Consider the following 23755-nt stretch of genomic DNA (forward strand, 5'->3'; position numbering starts at 1 on the left):
CATCAAAGCCCGATACTATGACCAGTAAGCCTATGAACCGTCGCCCGACCGCCAACAATCACAGAAACAGATCGCCTGAGACTGCTAAAAAACTCGGTCAGCTACATCCGCGCAATCCGCACCAAGGTCGCTATGACTTTGCGGTATTGACCCGTGCCTTGCCAGAGCTTGCCAAGCATACGATTACCAATCCTAATGGCGAGCCAACGATTAACTTCTCTGATCATCAAGCGGTAAGAGTGCTTAATCAGGCGCTATTGGCCCATTATTATGGTGTCAAGTTTTGGGACATTCCCGAAGGTTACCTGTGTCCGCCGATTCCGGGACGCGCAGATTACATTCACTATGTTGCCGACTTACTTGCGCAAACCAGTCATATCAATGACGATAACCTCCCGCCAACGGGCAAAGAAATCCACGCTTTAGATATCGGTACGGGTGCCAGCGCCATTTATCCGATTATCGGTAGTCAGAGCTATGGCTGGCGCTTTACCGCGAGCGATATCGACCCTATTTCGGTCAATACCGCAGCGTTGATTTGTGATGCCAATCCAAAGCTAAAAGGCGCGGTGAAAGTTAAACTACAACCTAACCCCAAAAAGTTTTTTGCAGGCATCATTGGTCGTCAAGATTACTTCGATGTGGTCGTTTGTAACCCTCCGTTCCATGCTTCATTAGAAGAGGCGATGGAATCCAATACCCGCAAGCAGCATAATTTGCAAAGACATCGTGGTAAGAACGAAAGCGAGCAAGTAAGCCGTAGCTCAACGAAATCTGGCAATGCGGCACAAAACCTAAACTTCGGCGGTCAGCATAAAGAGCTATGGAGTGAAGGCGGCGAGATTACCTTTTTAACCAAAATGATAAAAGAGAGCCAAGATTTTGCCGAGCATGTTGGCTGGTTTACTAGCTTAGTCTCTAAGTCTGAAAACGTAAAACCTTTACAGCTATTGCTAAAGCAGCTTGATGTCACACAGATGCGCATTATTGAGATGAGCCAAGGGCAGAAAAATACCCGTATATTGGCATGGCGTTTTAACACTGACGAAGAGTAAAGAGGAGCAGCTACCGTTTTTAATTCTTAGAGTTTCACGTGAAACAAAAAAGCACCGCTCTGGAACCCAGAGCGGTGCTTTTTATTGAGGAAATGGGTTGAAATGAAATATAGTCAAAATATCCTAAAAACGCGTCGGTATTGCTGATATCAATTTTTTGTAGCCTCTGTCTGCGCAGGCACAGCAAGCAAGAAAAATTGATATCAGCAGTGCGTGATGTATCGATATTGCTTTTCACTCACTATAGTTATTTAGCCAAAAAACATCACCTTTAGCCCAATCGCAATCAGTACAAATCCACCCAGTGCTTCGGCTTTATCCTCTAACCATGTGCCAGAGCGCCAGCCTAAATAAACACCGAACAGCCCAAATACAGCCGTTACTACAGCGATAATTAAACAAGCCAACCAAGCATTCAGCGCCAATAAATTCAGCGTAAACCCTGCCGCCATGGCATCGATGCTGGTGGCAATAGCGAGCGTAAGCATAGTGCGATGATTGATATGGTTGTTTCCAGTATGAATGACTGCAACTTCATCGCCAGCCGTATCAATATCATGGGCTTTTAGATGAAGCGCACTGTCTACCGCATCTTCCCCATCGCCAGTAAACACCTCATACAGCATTTTACCACCGAGACCGATCAATATAATGCCGCCGATCCAAGGCGCAGCAGCAGCCAACCAACCTAGTAAAGCCGCGCCTAATAAATAGCCGATAAGCGGCATAATACCCTGCGCAATACCAAAATATAAACCCGCATAGACAGCTAAACGCAGCAAATATTGCTTGCTCTGTTTTTGCGACTTAGCACCCAGCCCAATCGCAACGGCAAATGCATCCATGGCTAGAGCAACAGCAAGTAAGACAACTTCAATCATTTTATTTTTTCACTTATTATAATGATTTATCTAGTGAAGTTTCACGTGAAACACTACGTCGATCTAATCTTTTACCTTTTCCCAAAAACTACGCTTTTTACCATGCTTTTGTGTGAGTTTAATGACGTAATCTTGATGAGTGATTAGACTAATATAACCCTCAGTTTCTCGGCTAATGAGGACATCAAGTTGCGCTATTTTATTCAAATATCGGGCAGCATGACCATAGGCTTTGCTACGAGAGCTGTCCAAAATATCTTCTATTAGACTGCGATAGATAATGACATGGATCAATTGAGTGCCCACAGGTAACTCCTTTAGCAATTGAGTCAAAGAAGTATAATGCACATCTGCAAACTCACTATGACGAGCGACTGCGACCTGATTGGCAAGTTCAATTTCTCCGATCTCCAGCAGTAGCGATGTCGCCATAAGGACACTTTCTTGTTGTTCTGCCAGCTCATAGGCTCTTTTTCGCCACTGAGCTTGCTGAGTAAGACTGGCCACAGCCATGATAGACTTTAGTCGCGTAGGTGTTGATTGTAGCTCAAACACCTCGCCTAGTACTTCCATGAGCGCATCGGTATCTTTTTGCATGTGGTATATGTGACTCAACCAATCCAAGCGTCTGATTTTATCCATCAAACCATCGCTTTGCCACTCTTCATTTAAGTAGTGTAGCGCCCTATCATAAGCCCCTTGATCAAGCAAAAATGTTAGCAACTCCTCTAGTCTTCGAGGATGAACCGGTCTAGTCTCTTGCATCTCAAAAAAGATCGCTTCAAAAAAACCCACATCACCTAACGCCCTTGTTAGATTTTTTATGGCGATCTCAATTACCATTTTCTCATAGTTAATTGAAAAAGCATCATCGCTTAAAGGGCTATTTTGCCTTTCACTAAGCGTATCTTCATTTGCCTTCTTTGTTTGAATAATTTCACGCTCTTGTTGATAATCAGCGATCAATCCACGTATCTCAGGCTCAGATAACAGCTGATTAATATCTTCTAATAAATTATCTTTAGTACCATAATCATTATCGTCAGCCAGCGCTTTTACTTTCTTTACCCAAGCATGGCTGAGTATATCGCGCTCATCAACAGGTATGTCTCGCTTTTCTTGCTCATAGCAAGTGCTAGCTACTATCAGCCAAGATGAAGTCAAACTCCTATAAATATCACCTATATAACCGTTGGAATCATCAGCACGCCCTAGGCTAGCATTAGTAGACTCTATAAATAACTCAAGTAACGTCAGGCATTCTTGTGGTTGCTCAGGATAAAAGCTCATTATATCACTGGCTAAGTGCTGAAGCTCAGTAGCAAATTCGCTAGACTCCCAATAATCTACAAACTTCCTTCGTCTTCTAAGTCCTTTTAGTGTAGTGGTTAACTTTTTTATAAGTTTAGGCTTATCTGATTGTAATAGCAGACGCTCAATTTTTTTATCGAGCATTTTATCTACACCATACACATCAGAGACAAAATCAATTAAGGCCGTTTTTGATAGTTGTGACAAATATTTCTTTTGTTCTATATTTAGCATAGTATTCTCCCACTATTTTACTGGTAATGTTTCACATGAAAAAAAGCCACCTTGCGAACAAGATGACTTTATACCAATAAATACTTATATTCAAACTTCAAACTTCAAAATTCAAGGTCTATAATCTCAAAGTTTGAAAGCTAAATATCTAGGTTAGAGACCGTTAACGCATTCTCTTCAATAAAGATACGACGTGGCTCGACATGATCGCCCATTAGGCAGGTAAACATATGATCCGCGGCGATGGCATCTTCAATAGTAACACGTAGCATACGACGGTTTTCAGGGTCCATCGTCGTATCCCACAGCTGATCGGCGTTCATCTCCCCTAGCCCTTTGTAGCGCTGGATGGCTAGACCACGACGCGCATCAAGCATCATCTGCTGCCAGAGATAATCAAAGTCACGGACTGGGATATCTTTGCTAGCACCCGTAGTATTCTCGCGGCGGATAAACGCGCTATCCTCAAGCAAAGTGTTCCATTCCGCCGATAAGCGTAGCAACTTGGTATATTCACCTGAATTGATAAAACTTGCATCTAGCAGATAATGATGAGCCAATTGATGCACATAAACCGTGATGCGAGGTAACCATTGTGCTTTAGCCGATAATGCTTCACCGTCAGAAGTGTCGCCATCTTCAGCTGCTACGGCAGGTTTCATACCCAATAAATCTGCAGCGGCTGCATCCATATTTTTTGGTTGCGGCGCATGAATATTAATCAATTCAATCTCAGGGCTCAGATCACTACCGAAGTGCTCAAGCTGAGTTTGCATAGTCTCTTGCCACCCCTGCATAGCAGACTTATCGTAAGTCATGTCAGTGCTAAGCTTCGGCGTATGCGTTAAAGCATCCAAAATCACCGCTGGAAAACGAATTTGCAAACGGGCTTTAATCAGCTGCGTTTGGTTATAATCATTCAATAGCGTCTCTAACGCTTGCCCAGTAATTGCAGGTGCATCCTCACTGATATGTAGCTTGGTATTATCAATCGTAGATGACAGCAGATACGCTTTAAGCGCTTCATCATCTTTTAGATACAGCTCTTGACGACCTTTTTTCACTTTATATAGTGGTGGCTGAGCGATATAAATATAACCACGCTCGATCAGCTCTGGCGTTTGACGGAAAAAGAAGGTCAACAGCAAGGTACGAATGTGTGACCCATCAACGTCGGCATCAGTCATGATGATGATTTTATGATAGCGTACTTTATCAGGATTATATTCATCAGGGCCGATACCACAGCCAAGCGCAGTAATTAGGTTACCCACTTCCGCAGACGATAGCATTTTGTCAAAACGCGCACGCTCAACGTTTAGAATTTTACCTTTTAGTGGCAAAATCGCTTGGGTCTTACGGCTACGACCTTGCTTCGCTGAACCACCTGCAGAGTCACCCTCCACGATATAGAGTTCTGAAAGCGCTGGATCTTTTTCTTGGCAATCGGCCAACTTACCAGGCAAACCTGCGATATCCAAAGTAGTCTTACGACGCGTCATTTCACGCGCTTTACGAGCTGCGTCACGAGCGCGTGCCGCATCGATGATTTTATTAGCAATGGCTTTACTAGCCGTTGGATTTTCTAACAAAAAGTCATTGAACTTATCATGCATGGCCGATTCAACAGCAGATTTTACTTCGCTTGAGACCAGCTTATCTTTGGTTTGACTGGAGAATTTTGGATCCGGCACTTTAACTGAGACAATCGCCGTCAAGCCTTCACGCGCATCGTCGCCCGTCGCCGTCACCTTCTCTTTTTTAAATAAGTTTTCACGATCCATATAACTGTTGAGACAGCGGGTCAATGCCGAACGAAAGCCTGATAAATGCGTACCACCATCGCGCTGCGGGATGTTGTTGGTAAAGCACAATACTTTTTCGTTATAAGTATCTGTCCATTGCAGGGCCACTTCGACACTGATGCCGTCATCTTGCTCACTATCAAAATGAAAGACTTCGTTGACGCCATCTTTGCCCGCATTGATATAACTCACAAACTCTGACAATCCGCCTTTATGTTCAAACTCATGACGCTTATCGATACGCTCATCGGTCAATACGATGCGTACACCTGAGTTCAAAAACGACAGCTCACGTAAACGCTTGGCTAAAATATCATATTCGAAGATAGTGCCAGTAAATACGTCATTACTAGGGTAAAAGCGGATTTGAGTACCGGTCTTATCCGTTGCTTCCATTTGCTGAATGTCAGCATCAGGCACACCATCGGTATACGTCTGATGGTAGTGATAGCCTTCACGCCAGATATTCATTTCCAGCTTTTTAGATAGGGCGTTAACGACCGAAACGCCGACACCATGCAGACCGCCTGAGACTTTATAGCTGTTATCATCGAACTTACCGCCTGCATGCAGGACAGTCATAATAACCTGCGCCGCTGACACACCCTCTTCTGGATGGATATCGACAGGGACACCGCGACCATTATCCATGACGCTGACCGATTCATCTTCGTGAATGACGATATCGATCTGATCACAATGACCGGCCAATGCTTCATCGATAGAGTTATCAACTACCTCAAAGACCATATGATGCAAGCCAGTGCCGTCATCGGTATCACCGATATACATCCCAGGACGCACGCGCACGGCTTCTAAACCGCGTAAGACACGGATATCTTTGGAGCTATAATCAGAAGGTAAACTCTCAGGAACGGCGGCAGGGACAATCGTGTCAACGACAGTATCTGACACCATAGCATCTGGAACTGTCGTAGCGGCTGTCAATTGCTCGTAATCGGTAGGTAATGAATCACTCATGTGCATTCCTTAATCTAGCCATCATCAGCCCATCACGGGCGCACCATTACGGTGACGCCTCACGATGTTATCTTAGACTTAACATTTATAGTCAAAGTCTTTCATGCGTATTAGTAGCTAAATAGCGTTAGCTACAACTTCGTGGCGTGTCTTTAAAGACATAAAATTAGCGCTCAGTTTTTTAATACTAGCTTCTGTTTTTTTGAACATTATTGAAGCCAAGTAAAATAAATAAAACACATATTTATCAGCCACTTAGAATTTTATAGATAATAAAAAAACTCTATATCACGCCATAAGATAACTTGCTGAGAATAGGACAAAAATAAAGCCCCATTTTAGCATTTTTTCCCTTCTAAGTCACTGTTTACTGGCAGTTTTATCACTATTCGTCAAGTATTTTAGGATAGTGAAAATTATGCTGGAGTAAGGATGGAATTTATAGGTCAAATGCAGAGTTGACGACAAAGCAAGGAGGCAATGATATTAAAAATAATTGCTATTGGGCAGATGAGATTTGACCTTGTTTCACATGAAACATATTAGGTTCTGACCAGAATTTATTGACTAGCGGCACGATATCCTCGGTCAAACTGGTCATAAATACCTGACAGGGCAGCTGTGCTAGCGTTGACAATAAAATCTCAATCGCCCTATCATCCAGCTCTGCGGTGATATCATCTAACAGTACCACGGGTGTCACTCTCGATTTAAAATCATTATTAGAGGTATCAGCACCTTTTTCAGTATTAAGTAGCAGCGGCAACTGTGATAAGCGCAATGCGGTAATCAATAGTTTCTTTTCACCACGCGACAACACATTAGCGGCCTGCTCTTTTAAAACGGGTAATTTCGTGTGCACATCGCCTTCTACTGTCGTGCTTTTAGTTAGCTGCCCTTCATGCATGGCTAGCGGCTCGCTAGAGCGCCAATGGACATGGATATCAGCACGGTGGTTACCGATGCGGGTATAGCCCAGCTGCAAATCCTGCTCTAAACGCTCATTAAGCTGCACATCGAGCGCAACATTGGTGTCGTAACCGGCGCTATAGCTCAAGCTTAATTGCTCCGCATAAGTAGGCAATAACTGAGCAATGCTTTGAGCAAAGTAAGGCTGCCATTCGCTAAATATTCGTTCTCGATAGTGATGGATAAGTGCCGCATGATTGCTCAGACCTTTGTCCCATGCTTTTAGCTCAGCGAGTTGAACGTGGGTCAAATGACGCGATTTTTTTAGCAAACTATTACGCTGTTTTAACAGGCGTTGATAAGCCACCCACTGCGGATGAAAGCCTTGTTTCATGTGAAACACTAACCAATCTAACAGCTGCCGACGACTGGCACTGCCCTGCTCTAACATGTCCATCGTCGAGGGATCTATCAATAGTGTGGGTAGCTGCTCCGTTAAGATGCTTTGATTGTAGACCGTGGTTTGATTAAGACGTAGTATCGTCGTCGCATCGGCTTGCTTTTGAATCGCTAAAGTACTGCTGTCACTGAGCTTAGCATGTACCGTCGCGTTGTCTTGATGATGCTGAATATAGCGTTTGGGCTGGTGATGACGAAAGCTCTTGCCTCTTGATAACAAGAATATGGCTTCTAATAGCGAGGTTTTGCCACTACCATTTGCGCCGATAATGACGTTGCAAGCAGTGGCAGGTAGATTGACTTGGCTGAGGTTACGTAGGTGTGAGATTTGTAGACGTTCAATCATAATGTCGACAGCCGCCTATTTTCGCCACCTACAATTTAGCAGGCAAAAGTTTAATTAATTATAGATTTTTCGAGGTTGCAGATGTTAGTTTTGAATGTAAAAACGGTCTTTAAAACAACGCTATAAAGATAGCGACACCGTCTAACAGGACAAGTGCCACGGTCTAACTGTACAGCTTTCTACGAAACTAAAAGCACTATATACGCATTGGCATAATGACATATTGATGGAATTCATCATTCAGCTGATTCACTAGCACTGAGGCGTTAGATTGGCTCATATGCATTTGCAAATCACCTTGGATGACACCTAGCACATCTTGCAGATAGGCAGCATTAAAGGACAGCTCCATCGGCTCTCCTTGATACTTAGCTTGTATCATCTCAACTGCTTCATCTTGCTCAGCGTTATTAGCGCGTACTTCTACCATACCGTCGCTGGCAAAATTAAACACCACGCCACGTGATTTTTCGTTACTCAAAATCGCGACACGGCGTAGCACATCCGTCATTTTCTCTTGATTAAACAGGGCCAATTTATCGGTATTGCTTGGCATGACACGGCGATAGTCAGGGAACTTACCGTCGATCAGACGCGCGGTAAAGGTAACCATTAGATTATCACTCACCTGCCCTGCACTATCCACCTCACCGAATGGCAAGCTTACTTGCAAAAACTCGCGACCGAAACTTAGCGTTACTGCGTTATCTTGATCACCTAGCATTTTACCAAGCTCAGAGGCCAAACGCTCAAGCTCAATGACTGCTTTGCGCGGCAGGATGGCTTGCATGTTCAGATCTGCACTCACATCAATAACACTACGCGCCAATGCCAGTCTATGTCCGTCAGTCGCAACGGTGGTTAGCTGCTGCTGTGAAACATCGAACAGCATACCAGTTAAATAATAACGGACATCTTGAATCGCCATGGCAAACTGGGTTTTATGAATCAAATCAGTAAGACGGCTACGGCTGATGGTCAATGGTGTGATATTTTCAGGATTGCCCAAGCTTGGATAATCTTCGCTAGGCAATGTACCCAAGGTAAAACGGCTCTTACCACTGGTCAGCAAACAGCGCTCGTTCTCTTGCGTGGCAAGACTGACTTGTGCTTGTGCTGGTAAAGATTTGCAGATATCTCTCAGCTTGGTCGCAGGTAAAGTGGTTGTACCTGCTTCCACGCAAGCACCAGCAGGCAATTTCAACGTCGATGTCAGCTCTACCTCTAAATCAGAAGCGGTCAAAATAAGCGCTGACTCAGACAACTGTAGCTTGATATTACCCAAGATAACCATATTGTGGCGTTTGTCAGCGGCTTTGGCGATCAGGTTAATAGCCTTTAGTAACGACTCTCGATTAATCGATAATTGCATGCTTGGTTACTCTTATTTGAATGATTTTTTTATATAAATGTAAAATAATGACTCAATAATACCTTGTCTACTGACGATAATCCATAAGGTATCTGTCTGTTGACACTCGCAATATTATAAACCATATCAGCAGACTAAAATATAGTGTAACCACAGCCTAAAAATAGTGCAGCCACACCCTAAATTTAGTGACTGCATATGCTTTTAACCTGCTTGTAACATCAGCGCGAGTGTCTTGTAATCCTTGTCGAACGCAGGATCGGCGGCGCGCAGCTCATTAACTTTATCACAAGCATGCATCACCGTCGTATGATCACGACCGCCAAAAGACTGTCCAATCTCCGGAAAGCTATCGCTGGTCAATTCACGTGATAATGCCATGGCTATTTGGCGTGGTCTAGCAATACTACGCGTGCGCTTACGCCCCATCATATCCTTGATAGTCACATCATAGTACTCAGCGACCACTTTACGAATATTATCCATATTCACGGCTTGGACACGCATTGCGACGATGTCTTTCAACGCATATTGCACCATTTCGAGAGTAATCTGTGCACCCGTCAAATTGGCATTAGCAAATACTTGATTTAGAGCACCTTCTAAACGCCGAACATTTGAAACAACATTTTGAGCGATGAATAATGCACATTCCTTAGGCAGTGTCATGCCATGTGATGCCGCTTTTTTCTGCAATATTTGTACTCGTGTATCAATCTCAGGCGGATCAACAGCCACCGTCAAACCCCAAGAAAAACGGGATCTAAAACGTTCATCAAACTCAGTCATTTGCGAGGGATGACGATCTGATGCCAAAATCAGTTGCTTGTCACCACTGGTAAAATCTGCAAATAGCGTTAAAAACTCATTACTACTTTTAGTCTTTCCTGCTAAGACATGAATATCATCTACAATCAATAAATCTACTTTTTTTATTTTCTTTTTAAAATCTTCTATTTTATTATTTCTTAATGAATAAACCAATTGATTAATAAATTTTTCAGAAGTGAAATAATAAAAACTTTGATTATTTTTTAAATAGCGATGTGCTACCGAATGCATTAAATGCGTTTTTCCCAATCCTGAAGGGCCATATATAAATAAAGGATTATGACGGTTTTTTGACTGGCGTTTACCAAGCTCATAACAAGCCTTATACGCCAGATTATTAGACTTACCAGTAACAAAAGTCTCAAAGGTAAAGTCAGGGTTTAGATAGCTCAAAGATTTGGCATCAGCAGAGTCTACTAAGGCAGCGTGACGCATGTTGGCATCGATATCTGCACGCGCATTATTCTGATGTATAGATTCAAATTTGTGTTCGGCAGGGGTAGGGGAGGGTTTGTCCTCTTCAAATAGCGAACCTGATTGTGACTGATTATTTTCGTCTGACTCTCGACCCGCATTGTCGACCCGCACGATCACTTCTTCGATAACACCTTGACTATGCTTAGCCACCAGTTGCTGGATATCTTGCAGATGGTTTTTTTTGATATACGTCACAAAATAATCGTTAGGCGCAAGAATGATCAGCGTTTGTGCTTCTTGATGAGCTGACAAAGGTCTTAACCACATAGTAAATACATTATCTTTGACGTTATAACGTAGGTCGTTTAGACATTTATCCCAAATAGTTGCTGTATCTATCATGAAAAACAATAACCCCATAATCCGAAATAATAAAGGTGCCTAAACGGCATAATTGGTCGACCAGCATCCGATATTGTCGCTGAGTGCTATCTCAAAAAAACCATTAGAGAATACGCCAAAATCATATATCAAGCAGGGGGCTAATCTAACACAAATACCCTGTGGATAACATCCTGTTTTTTGTGGATAAGACTGTGGATAGTTTTGTGGATAAGTCAATAACCCAAGTTATCCATATTTCACCCACAGGTTATCCACAGGTTTACCCATAGCCTAGTATTTTGATAATAAAGGATAAATAAGACTTAACCCCAGATAATCGTGCTCCCAATAACAACAATACTTATATATATTAATCATTAATTATTATAGAGCACGACGATTTCTGTGGATAACTTTATGAAATTAAAACTGAGATCAGCCAGTCAGTAACTAATAAATTAATGGAATTCTGCAGTCAGTTGAAAGAATTTAATCATTACGTTGACAACAAAAAATTAGTTTATTGACCAAAATACAATGCAATGGTATAATCCTCCGTTATTACGAATTTAGTCCATTATTTTGATAGGTGAGTTATGAAACGTACATTCCAACCAAGCGTGATCAAGCGTAAACGTACTCACGGTTTCCGTGCTCGTATGGCAACTAAAAAAGGCCGTCAGGTCTTAGCTCGTCGCCGCGCTAAAGGACGTCATCGTCTTACTGTATAATCACTAGATAACGATAAGCATGGCTAATAGTGCTTGTTGTGTTTCTATTGTTTATAGATTGCGATAGTCAATCATCACAACTGACACGTAGCCGTATATCAAAAGCGCCCAAATAGGCGCTTTTTTTGTCTCTATATTTTATGGTTATTTCTGATATTGTCACCAGCTCTTATACTAGGTTGTACTATGTCCACTACTGTCCCAGCTACATCGACTGCCCGCTTCACCAAAGCGCAACGCCTGCTAACGCCTGCGGCTTTCCGTGAAGTATTTGACGCCCCTGAGCGTAAGCTACACCAAAGCCATCTCATGGCTTTTGTACGCACCAATACGCATGAGCAGCCGCGAGTCGGTATGGCGATTACCAAGCGTAAAGTACCTACTGCGGTCGCTCGAAATCTAATAAAACGTCAAATACGTGAGCAGTTTCGTGTAAAGTCCTCAATGTTAGAAAATAAAGATATTGTTTTTATTGTCAAAAAATCAATTAAAAGATTAGATAACAAAGAATTAAAAAATGAAATAATTAATATTTTTAAAAAAATAGAAAAAAAATAAAATGAATTTAATTCATAAAAAAATAAAATTTTTATTATATCGTTTTTTTTATTACACTATTGTCATTTATCAGAAAATCATAAGTCCAATCATCCCTGCCCGTTGTCGCTATTATCCAACCTGTTCTAATTATGGCAAACAAGCTTTAGCGTGGTATGGAGTGCGAAGAGGTAGTTGGCTGTTGTTAAAGCGCATTGGGCGCTGTCACCCATTAGGTGGCCATGGTATTGATTTTGTGCCTCTGCCCTTAGCGGCTTATAATTACCAGTATTTGCCCTCTACTAAGTTGGGCAACGCCAAAAACTCTGGCTTTGGGGTGTATCGAGACGATAAGAGTTATGTGAGCCGCTTAAACTATTTGCTGAAGACCACATAGAATAGGTGCTCGACTGGCTGTTTTGTTAGGTCTTCAGAGTTACCCACAAGTTATCCACACTCTTGGTATCATTCGAGGTGGATTTTTAGTAAAATGATGCACATTTTATGTAAATGACTGCCAATACTGTTGTCATGGCGATAATAGATAACGGTGCTTTGTGTTCATGACACATGCCCTAATTTTTCATTCCCTAATTTTTTAATCTAGGAAAGGTTTATGCAAAAGATATTTCGGGTGATGATCATCATTGCGATGCTAATCACCGCTTATCTGCTGATTTTGGCATGGCGAGATGATTATGCCGATGCACCAGCTGTAGACACGGTACCAGAAGCTGCAACGTCAGTAGGTGCTGACATTCCATCTACGACTGGCGCAGCAGGTGATATTCCGGTACAGACACTACCTGTGGATAACGCGACTGCTGTTAACGGCACTGTGACGGCTACTCCGGCGAAAGATGCTGGTTTGATTACAGTCACTACCGATCGCTATGATATAAAAATCAATCCAGAAGGCGGTGATATCGTTTATGCTGCTCTCAAGCAGTATGACGCGACGCTCGATAGCGAGACGCCTTTTGTACTATTAGAAAATAATAGCAATCGCGTTTACGTGGCTCAGTCTGGTCTGATTGGTCAAGACGGTATTGATACCGCAGAAGGTCGTGCCAATTATAGCCATACTGCTAATAACTATGTAATGGAAAAAGGGCAACAAACGTTGTCTGTACCGCTTACTTATAAAAAAGATGGCGTGACGATTACCAAGACCTTTACCTTTACGCAAGACAAATATCCGATTGATATCAGTTATCAAATTCAAAATGCCTCTGCCGCAGCGTGGCAAGGACAGATGTTTGCGCAGTTAAAACGTGATGATAGTAAAGATCCTGGGATGTCTGATAAAGGCGCGCTAAGCATGGCGACGTATTTGGGCGGCGCTTGGGGCACACCTGATGATCCTTATAATAAGTTGAAGTTCGGTAACTTTAGTGATGGTGAGTTAACGACAACCAGTGATAAAGGCTGGGTCGGCATCGTGCAGCATTATTTTGTCTCTGCATGGACGCCTGAAAATTTCACGGGTAAGTTCTTCAGTCGTGAAACTGCTGATGAGTATTTTATCGGCTTTAACAGTCAGCCAGTTAGTGTTGCACCGAACAAGCAAGTCACACTAAATGCAACGTTATATGCTGGGCCGAAAGTACAGTCTGAGCTTAAAGACGTGGCAGTTGGCTTGAACAAAACGGTCGATTATGGTCTGTTATGGCCAATATCGAAGATCTTGTTTGCTATCTTGGACGGCATTCATAAGGTAATCGGCAACTGGGGTTGGTCAATTATTGTACTGACTATCTTGGTTAAAATTGCTCTCATGTGGTTCTCAAACAAGAGCTACTACTCAATGGCGAAGATGCGTGCCATTGCACCGCGACTTAAAGTGCTCAAAGAAGAGCATGGCGATGATCGCATGAAGATGTCGCAAGAAATGATGGCGATCTATAAAGAAGAGAAAGTCAATCCGATGGCGGGTTGTCTACCTATCTTGATGCAAATGCCGATTTTCTTAGCACTATATTGGGTACTGGTTGAAAGTGTTGAGTTGCGTCATGCCCCGTGGATCCTATGGATTCAAGATCTATCAGCGATGGATCCATGGTTTATTTTGCCATTGCTAATGGGCGCGTCGATGTTTGTACAGCAACAGCTAAATCCGCAGCCTGCTGACCCAATGCAAGCAAAGGTAATGAAATTCTTACCGATTATCTTTACTGCATTCATGCTGTTCTTCCCAGCGGGTCTGGTTTTGTACTGGACAGTGAACAACTTGTTTAGTATGACTCAGCAATATATCGTTAATAAGAAAGTTGACGAAGAGCAAAAGCGACGTACGGTTAAAGTGCTCGACTAATCGACAAGTAGTTAGCTCTATAATAAAAAACCATCGCATAAGCGGTGGTTTTTTTATACGTCAAACCTAGTATTTGCTTATATTGGTACGTGCTAAAAAGTGCAAAATACTGCTATGTAAAGATTGCTTTGTCAGCATGCTTTTAGCCGTCTATAATGGAGTTTTTATCTATTGAGAGTAAGCGTGAATTCTGTCGAAGTGACGTTAGCACTTGGTTCATCTGAAAAGCCTGATTCCTCTAAAAATCATAAGTCATCTGGATTGGCCACCATTGCCGCAATTGCCACACCGCTTGGGCGCGGTGGTGTTGGGGTTATTCGTCTGTCAGGTGCGCGTGCTTATGACATTGCCTGTCAGCTCACTGGTAAGGCTGTTTTTGTTCCGCGTATGGCCAGCTTTTGCCGTTTTTATCAAGAGGATGGCACGACCATTGATGAAGGCTTAGTGTTGTACTTTAAGGGGCCGCACTCATTTACTGGTGAAGATGTGATTGAGCTGCAAGGACATGGCGGCATGATTTTGCAAAATCAGCTGCTAGCACGGGTGTTTGAATTGGGCGCAAAACAAGCCAGTGCAGGGGAGTTTTCTTACCGCGCTTTTGACAACGATAAGCTGGATTTGGTACAGGCAGAGGCTATCGCTGATGCGATTGATGCGACCAGTGCTGCCGCTGCCAGTAGTGCTATACGCTCGCTAAGTGGTGAGTTTTCACAAAAAATTAATGAATTGCTTGAGCAGCTTATTCATCTGCGTTTACATGTTGAAGCCGCCATTGATTTCCCCGATGAAGAAGATGTTGATTTTTTATCTGATGGCGTTATACAAACCAATCTTGAGAACACGCAACAAAAGATACAGCAAGTACTGTCGACCGCAAAACAAGGTCAGCTATTACGCGATGGTATTCACGTGGTATTGGCAGGCAGACCAAATGCTGGCAAATCGAGCTTGCTGAACCGTCTAGCAGGACAAGAGCGCGCTATCGTCACTGATGTCGCAGGTACGACACGCGATACGCTACAAGAGACCGTGGTACTGAATGGCTTGACGCTGCACCTAACCGATACAGCTGGCCTACGTGAGACGGAAGACACCGTAGAGCGTATTGGCATTGAGCGCGCGCGTACCGCTATTACGCAGGCTGATATGCTGATGATGGTCTATGATGTGACTCGCGACCTTGAAGAAGAAAGTACGCCACTACAGCTGGCTGAGCAGTTATTTGGCAAACTACCAGAGGCTAAGCGATTATTGATTATTGCCAATAAAAGCGACTTACTAAACGGTTTGAGTGACGAGGATGCCATGTCCGCTTCACAGATTGAAATTAAGAATCGTGGTTACGAACAAGTCAATGTTTCATGTGAAACAGGCGCTGGTATCGATGCATTGGTCGAAGCGTTGTGTGCTAAAGTGGGTTTCCATCCGCCCGAAAACAGTCTCATTGCCCGTACGCGGCATTTAGATGCACTCAGACGCACAGCAGACTATTTGGCAGAAGCACACGAACAATTAACCGTCTTTCAGGCAGGTGAGTTGGTGGCTGAAAGCTTACGTCAAGCTCAGCAAAGCTTGGCTGAGATTACTGGTGAGTTCAGTGCCGATGATCTACTGGGTAAAATTTTTGGCAGCTTTTGTATTGGCAAGTAGCTTTTTTAAGCCAGCATAATCAATGGCTTTGTTGAGCTGCGCTTGAATAAAACTTTGATGTTGCCGCCTTTAATATTAAGACAAGGAAAGTAGTATGCATTGCCCGTATTGTAATGCGTCAGAGACCAAGGTAATTGATTCGCGGCTAGCGGCAGAAGGTGCGCAAGTCCGTCGCCGCCGTTCCTGTAATAGTTGCCAAGAGCGTTTTACCACGTTTGAGATGGTAGAAGTAGTGATGCCAAGAATTATCAAATCAAGCGGTAAAATTGAGCCTTATGATAACGAAAAGCTGCGCCGCTCTATACTATTGCCGCTACAGAAGCGTCCCATCACCATTGATGAGCAGGAGGCAATGATTAGCCGGATAGAGAAGCGCGTACGGCAAATGGGTGAGCGTGAAATTAGCAGCAAGGTCTTGGGCGAGATTATCATGAGCGAGCTTAAAACGCTTGATGATGTCGCTTATGTACGCTTTGCTAGTGTTTACCGTGACTTTCAAGACATCGATGCTTTTCATCAAGAAATCGCTAACATCCGCCCCACCGAAAAAACTGACGATAACGTTAAGTAGGGTCTGTTGAACATTCAAATATTAGGACTGCTGATCGCTATAATCGCATCAAACTTTTTATCAAATCAGGCGTAAACCGACGATAATGTCTAGACCTTAGCTAGGTTTACAACAACGTTTGGGGTGATTTTAGCCACTGCCAGTACCACATTTGAATATTCAACAGACCCTAGTCTTTATTAGCTACTTTCTTATTAAGTGTGACCTCTTTATGACGCTCTCAAATCACCAACTTTCAAACCATGAACAAAATGCTCAAGACCAGTATTTTATGATGCTTGCTATCGAGCAGGGTAAGCGAGGTCTCTATACTGCGAGGCCCAATCCAGCGGTAGGATGCGTCATTGTTCAGGCAGAGTCTATTGTCGGTCAAGGCTTTCATCCGAAAGCAGGGGAGCCACATGCCGAGGTGTTTGCCCTGAAAGAAGCAGGTACGCGAGCAGTAGGGGCAACTGCTTATGTAACCTTGGAGCCCTGTAGTCATACAGGACGTACGCCACCTTGTGCGCTTGCGCTGATTGCTGCGGACGTTAAGCGAGTGGTGATTACAGGTCTAGATCCCAATCCACAAGTCGCTGGACGCGGTGTACGTTTACTAGAAGAGGCAGGTATTGACGTCACTATTGGTGTATTAACGCAGCAAGCAGAGGCCTTAAATCGCGGATTTTTGAAAGCAATGCGCACTCAGATGCCTTATGTTCGCCTTAAGATTGCCACCAGTCTTGACGGTCGTACCGCGATGGCGACAGGGGAGTCAAAGTGGATTACAGGTGCCGCTGCCCGCGAGGATGTGCAAAATCTGCGAGCCCGTAGTGGGGCGATTATCACGGGTAGCGAAACCGTTATCGCTGATAATCCTCAATTAAATGTACGCTCAACTCAATTGGGCGTACTATCTGAGCAAGTTCCCGCTCCCAAAGTTGTCGTACTTGATAGGCGTCAGCGCTTAGCGCACAGCTTACAGTCTGATTATCATTTATGCCGCCGTCCTGAAACACTATATTGGCATGAAGATAACTTAATGGCATTATTAAGGAATTTAGTCAGCGAGTATCAGTGTTATGAAGTATTGGTTGAAGCTGGTGCGAGCGTGGCAGGCAGCTTTCTAGCCCAGCAGCTGGTCGACGAGCTTATTGTTTATCAAGCGCCTTGTTTGTTGGGAGCACAGGCTCGCCCAATGGTTGACTTTAATCCACTATCGTTGGCGCAGCAGCTGCGTTTTGATATCGATAGTTATGAAAAAATTGGCGCTGATCTAAAACTGACCTTATTGCCTTTATAACTCGGTTATCCATCACTGGTCTGCTCACAATATGCGTTAGATGTGTGCGGAATGTGGATAAATTAGTAAATCTATTAATGGTTTCACATGGAACTGTGCATAACTTTGTTTCACATGAAACAGAAAAGTCTGTTTTTATGAATAATATTAATATATATGTATAAAAATCAATGGTTTATGGTTTATTATGAAAGTTTTTAGGTTTTTACGCCGATCATGACTTTCTGTGGATAACTTGGTAAAAATATAGGTTTTTAATAGAATACGGGTTGATTTACTATGACTTATCCACAACTTATCCCCTATTACGCTCAAAACAGGTGTGTTTCACTTAAAAGCTGTGTGTTTCACTCAAAAGTTAAGGCAAGCAAACGCTGCCATCAATATTGATAAATGCCAATACGTTGTCTATGACGACAATATAATAATGAGATGAGGTTGATATGTTTACCGGAATTATAGAAAGTGTCGGAAAGGTTAAATCCATGCAGCCTACGGGTGGTGATATACGCTTGACGATAGAGTCTGATGGTTTAGATTTCAGTGATGTGAAACTGGGTGACTCTATTGCTTCTAATGGTATTTGTTTGACGGTTGTGGATTTTGGCAGCAATCATTACTCGGTTGATGTCTCACGTGAAACAATTGCGCATACAGCGTTAGAAGATCTAAAGCCAGGTCATATCGTTAATTTAGAGAAGGCGATGTTGCCAACCACACGTTTTGGCGGCCACATTGTCGCAGGTCATGTGGATGGTGTCGGCGTCGTGCGTAAGTTGCAAAAAGACGCGCGTTCTATCTATATTGAGATCGAGATACCGCAAGCGTTGGCGCATTATACAGCGACCAAAGGTTCTATTACCCTTGATGGCATTAGCCTCACCACGAACTTGGTACGCGATAATATCGTCTCGTTAAATATCATCCCGCACACCGCACAAGTTACCAATATTGCTCAGCATTGGCTGGTGGGTGATAAGGTTAATGTTGAAGTGGATATCGTCGCGCGCTATTTGGAGCGGCTATTAACCAAATCACAAACTGACAGTAAGTCAGCGCAAAATACACCAAGTAATATCACTGAGACTTTCTTGGCTGATAATGGCTTTATGAGATAGTAAGTAAAATGAGTAAGTAGGGTTTTTCAGCATATTCTTTATATTGACTAAGGCGTGCCCTCATTTTGATAATGATAAAAATGAGGGCACGCCTTAATTTTTAATAAGGCTCTGTAACACTGTTTGTAGCTTATTTTTATTGATAGGCTTGGTCAAAAATTCATCCATCCCTACGGCAAAGCAAGCGTCACGATCCTCTGTCGAATTATTTGCCGTCAACGCCACAATAGGAATATCACTTCCTTGCGCGCGAATGGCCTGAGTCGCTTGTAAGCCGTCCATAACCGGCATTCGGCAGTCCATCAAAATAAGAGCAATCTCTTTATGCTGCGCTTGCAATTGACTCAACGCCTGCTGACCATCTTCTGCGACCACCGTACGATAGCCAAGCTTGGTTAATATCTTACAAACTATTTTTTGATTGGTCGGACTGTCTTCTACCACTAAAATAAGCGGCGCTGCGATCGCATCGTTGACAGTATCTGTGATCACGTTATCTGTGATTGCGGTATCTGTAGTCGCGTTATCTGTCTCTGTCTCTGTTACTGGTGCGCCATTTTCTTTATTCACTTTTTGGATTGGTGCAAACGTCTGTCTGGCTGGAAGGGTTAAGCGCAGCAGCTCAGATAACAATAAAGCACTGTCTAAAGGTTTGGCCAAAAAACCATCACATTGATCTAACAGTACAGAGGAGATACGGCGCTCAGGCTTCATGCTCAGCAGTATTTTAGGCATCGAGATAGTGGCCAGTAACTGGCTTAAGGCCTTACGCCGGTTATGACTGATTGTTTTAAGGTCACCTTCTACTGGCTTGGGCAATACAGTAGCGTTGCTCTCATAATATTCATAATCTAGTAGCAGAATGGGTGCCAGTGTTTGCGCATTCTCGGAGAGCTGTTCCGTTAACTGCCTAATGGTCGCACTATTGATCGAGGTATGAATAGTGGCTGGTATGGATAGATAGTCGCACAAACGTTGCAGATGTTCCGCACCCAGCGTTTGATTCATCACTGCAACCAGATGAATGTGAGTCAACTGTTCATGAAAACGATAGACTGGCTGATAGTTTGGACGATGACAAGGCAGGTATAGATCAATGCTGATACCTTCATCGGCGGTGCTATTTGACTCAATAAAGCCGCCCAATAATTGTGCAAAGCTATTCGCCGTATTGAGTTCTAAAATTGCTTCAATAGAAGGCTGCTGTACAGGATAGTTGGCTGGGTTGTTTGCTTGATTGATATAAGTAAAATGCTGCGTTTGCTGCTGCGATGGGTTACTCGTCCCAGTACTTTGTAGGCTAAACTTCACCCAGTTATGCGGATTTTCTGTTGTGCTGTCTTCGCGGATAGCCAGCGGCTCATTCTTGGTGGCTGATGGTAAAGGGTTGTCGGTCATTGCTTCAATCGTCAGAGAAACAGAGCCTGCAAGAGTGGATGTGATGGTACTGTCTAATAAATTTAGCAAAATTTGGCACAGGCGTTTGTGATCCGTATTGATATAACGCGGGCAGCTGGGGGCAAAAAAGTAATGCAGCTCGAGCCCTTGTCGCCGAGTATCATCTGTGACTAAGTCATTGACATGTTGTCCCAGTTTGTAGATATCGACAGACTCAATCCTAAGACGGGTTTTCTTGACGTCGAACTCTCCTACACCCAGCATGTCATTGAGACTTGCCAGCATAGAGTCGCTTGACCTCATTAGCGTCTGTAACACCGCATTCTGCTGCACAGAAAAAGTCTCGGGATTCAGGGTTTCAAGAGTGTCGATCATAGTCTCTAGTGGTCTATGCAACTCATGATATATAGCGGGTTTAAGCCCATTAAATTCGTCAATTTTTCCTTGCAGCTGTTGGTTTTGTTGTTGTAGATGCGCGTTCTGATGGATGATTTCATTGACATTATTAAGCAGCACCGTAAAGCCATGCACTTGTCCGTGCTCACCAAACCAAGGGGTAATATGCAATTGATAGGCTTGTTGATTCTCTAGACCGTGAACGTTTAGAGTACGGGTGACATACAAGTTAGAGAGTTTTTGTAGTAGTAGCTGAGTGGGTTCATCGTCAGCCGAGACAAAATCCGTCAACTGGTAGTTGGTATCGCTTTGAAATGGGGTGGCAAATACCTGCTCAAAACGTTGATTAAAAAAACTGATCTGACCGTGACGCATGATCATGACCATCGGCAGCGGTGCTTGCTCAACCAAACGCTCAAGACGATGTTGCAGGGTTTGTATACGTCGGTGGTTACTATGGAGTTGGTAACTGATACGACTGAGCGCATGACCTAGGCGCAAAAACTCAGCCGTAGAATTTTTGTTAATAAATGGTGGCGGCAGATAAGCGTCTTTCGCCTTACTACTTAAATTATCGGTATAAGCTATCAGCTGTTGCCAGTTACTTTGGCGATTTAACGTATAAAGTAACGCTATGATGAAGAACATGATCGCCGTCATTAGCGGTAGCCAATAGCGATAGGATATCCAGTCTATCTCAAATGGTTTGTGGCGTAATATGATATAGAGTTTGTGACCACTCTCAAGCTCAATGGTCCCTGTTAAATTACTAGAGTTGAGCGTATAGGCACCATAATTATTGCTATCAGAGGGCAGTGAAGTAAGGACATTAGGGAAGGTGACGGTGGTAAATGCACGCTCATTAGGACGGACATAGCGATGGATATGAGTCTGCCCAGATGGCATCATAAAAATAATCTGATAACTGACACCTGCAAAAGAAGGCTCAGCCAATATTTCTTGAATGTCAGAGTTTAGAGGTTCTGCGTGTTCAGTAACGGCATGCTGCAATGATTCAAACGTGTCTATACTCTGCTGCTGATGATGCGTGTTGAGGTCATCAAACTGCGCGAAGTAATACAGTGACAACATGGCCAGCAGTGTCACTGTATAAAAGAGTAGCAAACGCTGTAAAGACTGAAACTGTTGCATGAAAGCCTGACCCTGTATCGGAACGATAAAATACAATTATGATGCGTCTGTCACCAATCAGATAAATGCGCGACACTTGTTATGGGTCTGTTCTATAGTCGATTCAATTTAAAAGTAGTACAAGGTAACCGAGTGTAGATGTATATTTGATATTTCAAGCGAGGTTAACGCTATAATATTTTTATAGTGGAATGACTATATGTTGATAAGTCGCTTAGCTCAATTAATAAGTCGCTTGGCTCACTATAAATGATGACACGCCCTAGTGTTACTAGTGACAAACGAGAGATCATTGAATAAAAAATTCACTACGTGCCAATAATAAGTTCCCATAGTACAAAGACTTCCTATATATAAACCTCTTTATAAAAGGATGTTAAAAAGAGATCGTGACGGGCTTTATTGCTATTATAAAGATAAATGGGCTTATTAGTAACGCTGGATTGACACTATTACAATCATGGCACAACGTCGTAAACTCACCTATAATGGGCACATCAATCATATATTATAATGCATGACTATGAACACAATTGCTTCCGTCTCTGATCTGTCTATGGATTCTACTAAACCTCAGCAAAACCCCATTCTTGGTGATCAGCAGGGTACCAGCCCGTTAAGGGTCATATTTGCCGGGACGCCTGAGTTTGCAGCGATTAGCCTAGAGGCTTTGATTCGCCAACAAGAATCTCTGAATATAGAGATTGTCGCGGTGTACACGCAGCCTGATCGCAAAGCAGGTCGCGGACAAAAGCTATCCGCTTCTGCTGTCAAGCAAGTGGCATTAGCCAATGATATTGCAGTCGAGCAACCGCTCACCTTTAAAAAATCTAGCACCGAAGGGTTGGCGGCGCGGCAAACCTTGCGTACTTATCAGCCAGACGTGATGATTGTCGCCGCTTATGGCTTGATATTGCCGATTGGTGTATTGGACACACCTACTTATGGTTGCCTAAATATTCACGCTTCATTATTACCACGCTGGCGCGGTGCTGCACCGATTCATCGTGCACTCTTGGCCGGAGATGATGAGACAGGCATTACTATTATGCAGATGGACAAAGGTCTTGATACGGGCGACATGCTTTATAAAGTCAGCGCTAGTATTGCGCCTACTGATACGGCCGCCAGTTTGCATGATAAGATGGCTGAGCTTGGTTCGACGGCCATTGGCACTGTGCTACAAGACTTGGTACATTACCAAAAACAGGCTGTATCTCAGGATGACAGCCAAGCCAACTATGCTGAAAAACTGGTCAAAACGGAAGGCGAAATCGACTGGTCGCAGCCTGCTGCCGCTATTGAACGCCAAATCCGAGGACTGACACCATGGCCGGGTGCTTATACTTTTTTGGCAGGGCAACGTGTCAAAGTATTGGCTAGCTTATCTGTGAATGCATCTCAGCAAACCAATGAGCCTGTTGGCACTGTTATCAGTGTCGGACGCAAAGCGATTTTAGTCGCTTGTGGCAAAGAGAGCGAAGCTGAATCATCAGCCACTACTTTAGCCATAACTCACTTACAGTTTGCCGGTGGTAAGCCGATGACTGCTGAGCAAATTTGCCATGGCAATCAGCTAAATGATGGCGATCAATTTACGACAGAATCAAAATAACTTTTA

Annotated in this window: 17 protein-coding genes; 10 read left to right on the plus strand and 7 right to left on the minus strand. The window is 43.4% G+C overall.

Annotation, left to right across the window (positions count from 1 at the left end; all coding sequences use genetic code 11):
• The first annotated feature begins 17 nt into the window (after nt 1-17).
• Nucleotides 18-1055, plus strand: coding sequence for a 23S rRNA (adenine(1618)-N(6))-methyltransferase RlmF (gene rlmF / locus RH96_RS03035; protein WP_010197150.1), 1038 nt, complete (start codon nt 18-20; stop codon nt 1053-1055).
• 251 nt (nt 1056-1306) lie between these two features.
• Here the strand turns inward: rlmF and RH96_RS03040 are convergent, their stop codons facing one another.
• From RH96_RS03040 to dnaA, 6 genes are all read right to left on the minus strand, one after another.
• Nucleotides 1307-1936, minus strand: a complete 630-nt coding sequence (locus RH96_RS03040; protein WP_010197151.1) for a manganese efflux pump MntP family protein — start codon at nt 1934-1936, stop codon at nt 1307-1309.
• Nucleotides 1937-1999: 63 nt separating this feature from the next.
• Entirely contained in the window at nt 2000-3481 is a 1482-nt protein-coding gene (locus tag RH96_RS03045) for a DUF6880 family protein (RefSeq protein ID WP_010197152.1), read from the minus strand.
• 140 nt (nt 3482-3621) lie between these two features.
• On the minus strand, nt 3622-6267 hold the full coding sequence (gyrB, locus tag RH96_RS03050; protein ID WP_010197153.1) for a DNA topoisomerase (ATP-hydrolyzing) subunit B: 2646 nt from the start codon (nt 6265-6267) through the stop codon (nt 3622-3624).
• A gap of 499 nt (nt 6268-6766) precedes the next feature.
• Entirely contained in the window at nt 6767-7981 is a 1215-nt protein-coding gene (gene recF / locus RH96_RS03055) for a DNA replication/repair protein RecF (RefSeq protein ID WP_010197154.1), read from the minus strand.
• A 196-nt stretch (nt 7982-8177) separates the two neighbouring features.
• The gene (dnaN, locus tag RH96_RS03060; RefSeq protein WP_010197155.1) at nt 8178-9353 is read right to left on the minus strand and encodes a DNA polymerase III subunit beta; all 1176 of its coding nucleotides are present in this window, start codon (nt 9351-9353) and stop codon (nt 8178-8180) included.
• 204 nt (nt 9354-9557) lie between these two features.
• The gene (gene dnaA / locus RH96_RS03065; RefSeq protein ID WP_026037099.1) at nt 9558-11003 is read right to left on the minus strand and encodes a chromosomal replication initiator protein DnaA; all 1446 of its coding nucleotides are present in this window, start codon (nt 11001-11003) and stop codon (nt 9558-9560) included.
• A 578-nt stretch (nt 11004-11581) separates the two neighbouring features.
• On the opposite strand from dnaA, the gene rpmH reads away from it, so the two are divergent.
• The 8 genes from rpmH to RH96_RS03105 all read left to right on the plus strand — a co-directional run bounded on the left by rpmH (nt 11582) and on the right by RH96_RS03105 (nt 19188).
• The gene (gene rpmH / locus RH96_RS03070; RefSeq protein ID WP_007394757.1) at nt 11582-11716 is read left to right on the plus strand and encodes a 50S ribosomal protein L34; all 135 of its coding nucleotides are present in this window, start codon (nt 11582-11584) and stop codon (nt 11714-11716) included.
• A gap of 186 nt (nt 11717-11902) precedes the next feature.
• On the plus strand, nt 11903-12274 hold the full coding sequence (gene rnpA / locus RH96_RS03075) for a ribonuclease P protein component (protein WP_010197169.1): 372 nt from the start codon (nt 11903-11905) through the stop codon (nt 12272-12274).
• Between the two features lies 1 nt (nt 12275).
• Nucleotides 12276-12650: a membrane protein insertion efficiency factor YidD gene (gene yidD, locus RH96_RS03080; protein ID WP_010197170.1), complete on the plus strand. Its 375-nt coding sequence runs from the start codon at nt 12276-12278 to the stop codon at nt 12648-12650.
• Between the two features lie 219 nt (nt 12651-12869).
• Nucleotides 12870-14567, plus strand: a complete 1698-nt coding sequence (gene yidC, locus RH96_RS03085; protein ID WP_010197171.1) for a membrane protein insertase YidC — start codon at nt 12870-12872, stop codon at nt 14565-14567.
• A gap of 261 nt (nt 14568-14828) precedes the next feature.
• Nucleotides 14829-16217, plus strand: coding sequence for a tRNA uridine-5-carboxymethylaminomethyl(34) synthesis GTPase MnmE (gene mnmE / locus RH96_RS03090; protein ID WP_026037100.1), 1389 nt, complete (start codon nt 14829-14831; stop codon nt 16215-16217).
• Nucleotides 16218-16311: 94 nt separating this feature from the next.
• The gene (gene nrdR, locus RH96_RS03095; RefSeq protein WP_010197173.1) at nt 16312-16788 is read left to right on the plus strand and encodes a transcriptional regulator NrdR; all 477 of its coding nucleotides are present in this window, start codon (nt 16312-16314) and stop codon (nt 16786-16788) included.
• A gap of 211 nt (nt 16789-16999) precedes the next feature.
• Complete coding sequence (gene ribD / locus RH96_RS03100; RefSeq protein WP_010197174.1) at nt 17000-18070, plus strand: bifunctional diaminohydroxyphosphoribosylaminopyrimidine deaminase/5-amino-6-(5-phosphoribosylamino)uracil reductase RibD; 1071 nt, start codon at nt 17000-17002, stop codon at nt 18068-18070.
• A gap of 443 nt (nt 18071-18513) precedes the next feature.
• Nucleotides 18514-19188: a riboflavin synthase gene (locus RH96_RS03105; protein ID WP_010197175.1), complete on the plus strand. Its 675-nt coding sequence runs from the start codon at nt 18514-18516 to the stop codon at nt 19186-19188.
• Nucleotides 19189-19281: 93 nt separating this feature from the next.
• Here the strand turns inward: RH96_RS03105 and RH96_RS03110 are convergent, their stop codons facing one another.
• Nucleotides 19282-22134: a response regulator gene (locus RH96_RS03110; RefSeq protein WP_010197176.1), complete on the minus strand. Its 2853-nt coding sequence runs from the start codon at nt 22132-22134 to the stop codon at nt 19282-19284.
• A 523-nt stretch (nt 22135-22657) separates the two neighbouring features.
• Between RH96_RS03110 and fmt the strand changes: the two genes are divergently transcribed.
• Complete coding sequence (fmt, locus tag RH96_RS03115; protein ID WP_026037101.1) at nt 22658-23749, plus strand: methionyl-tRNA formyltransferase; 1092 nt, start codon at nt 22658-22660, stop codon at nt 23747-23749.
• The last annotated feature ends 6 nt before the right edge of the window (nt 23750-23755 follow it).

This window comes from Psychrobacter sp. PAMC 21119 (genome assembly GCF_000247495.1).
GTDB classification, from domain to species: Bacteria; Pseudomonadota; Gammaproteobacteria; order Pseudomonadales; family Moraxellaceae; genus Psychrobacter; species Psychrobacter glaciei.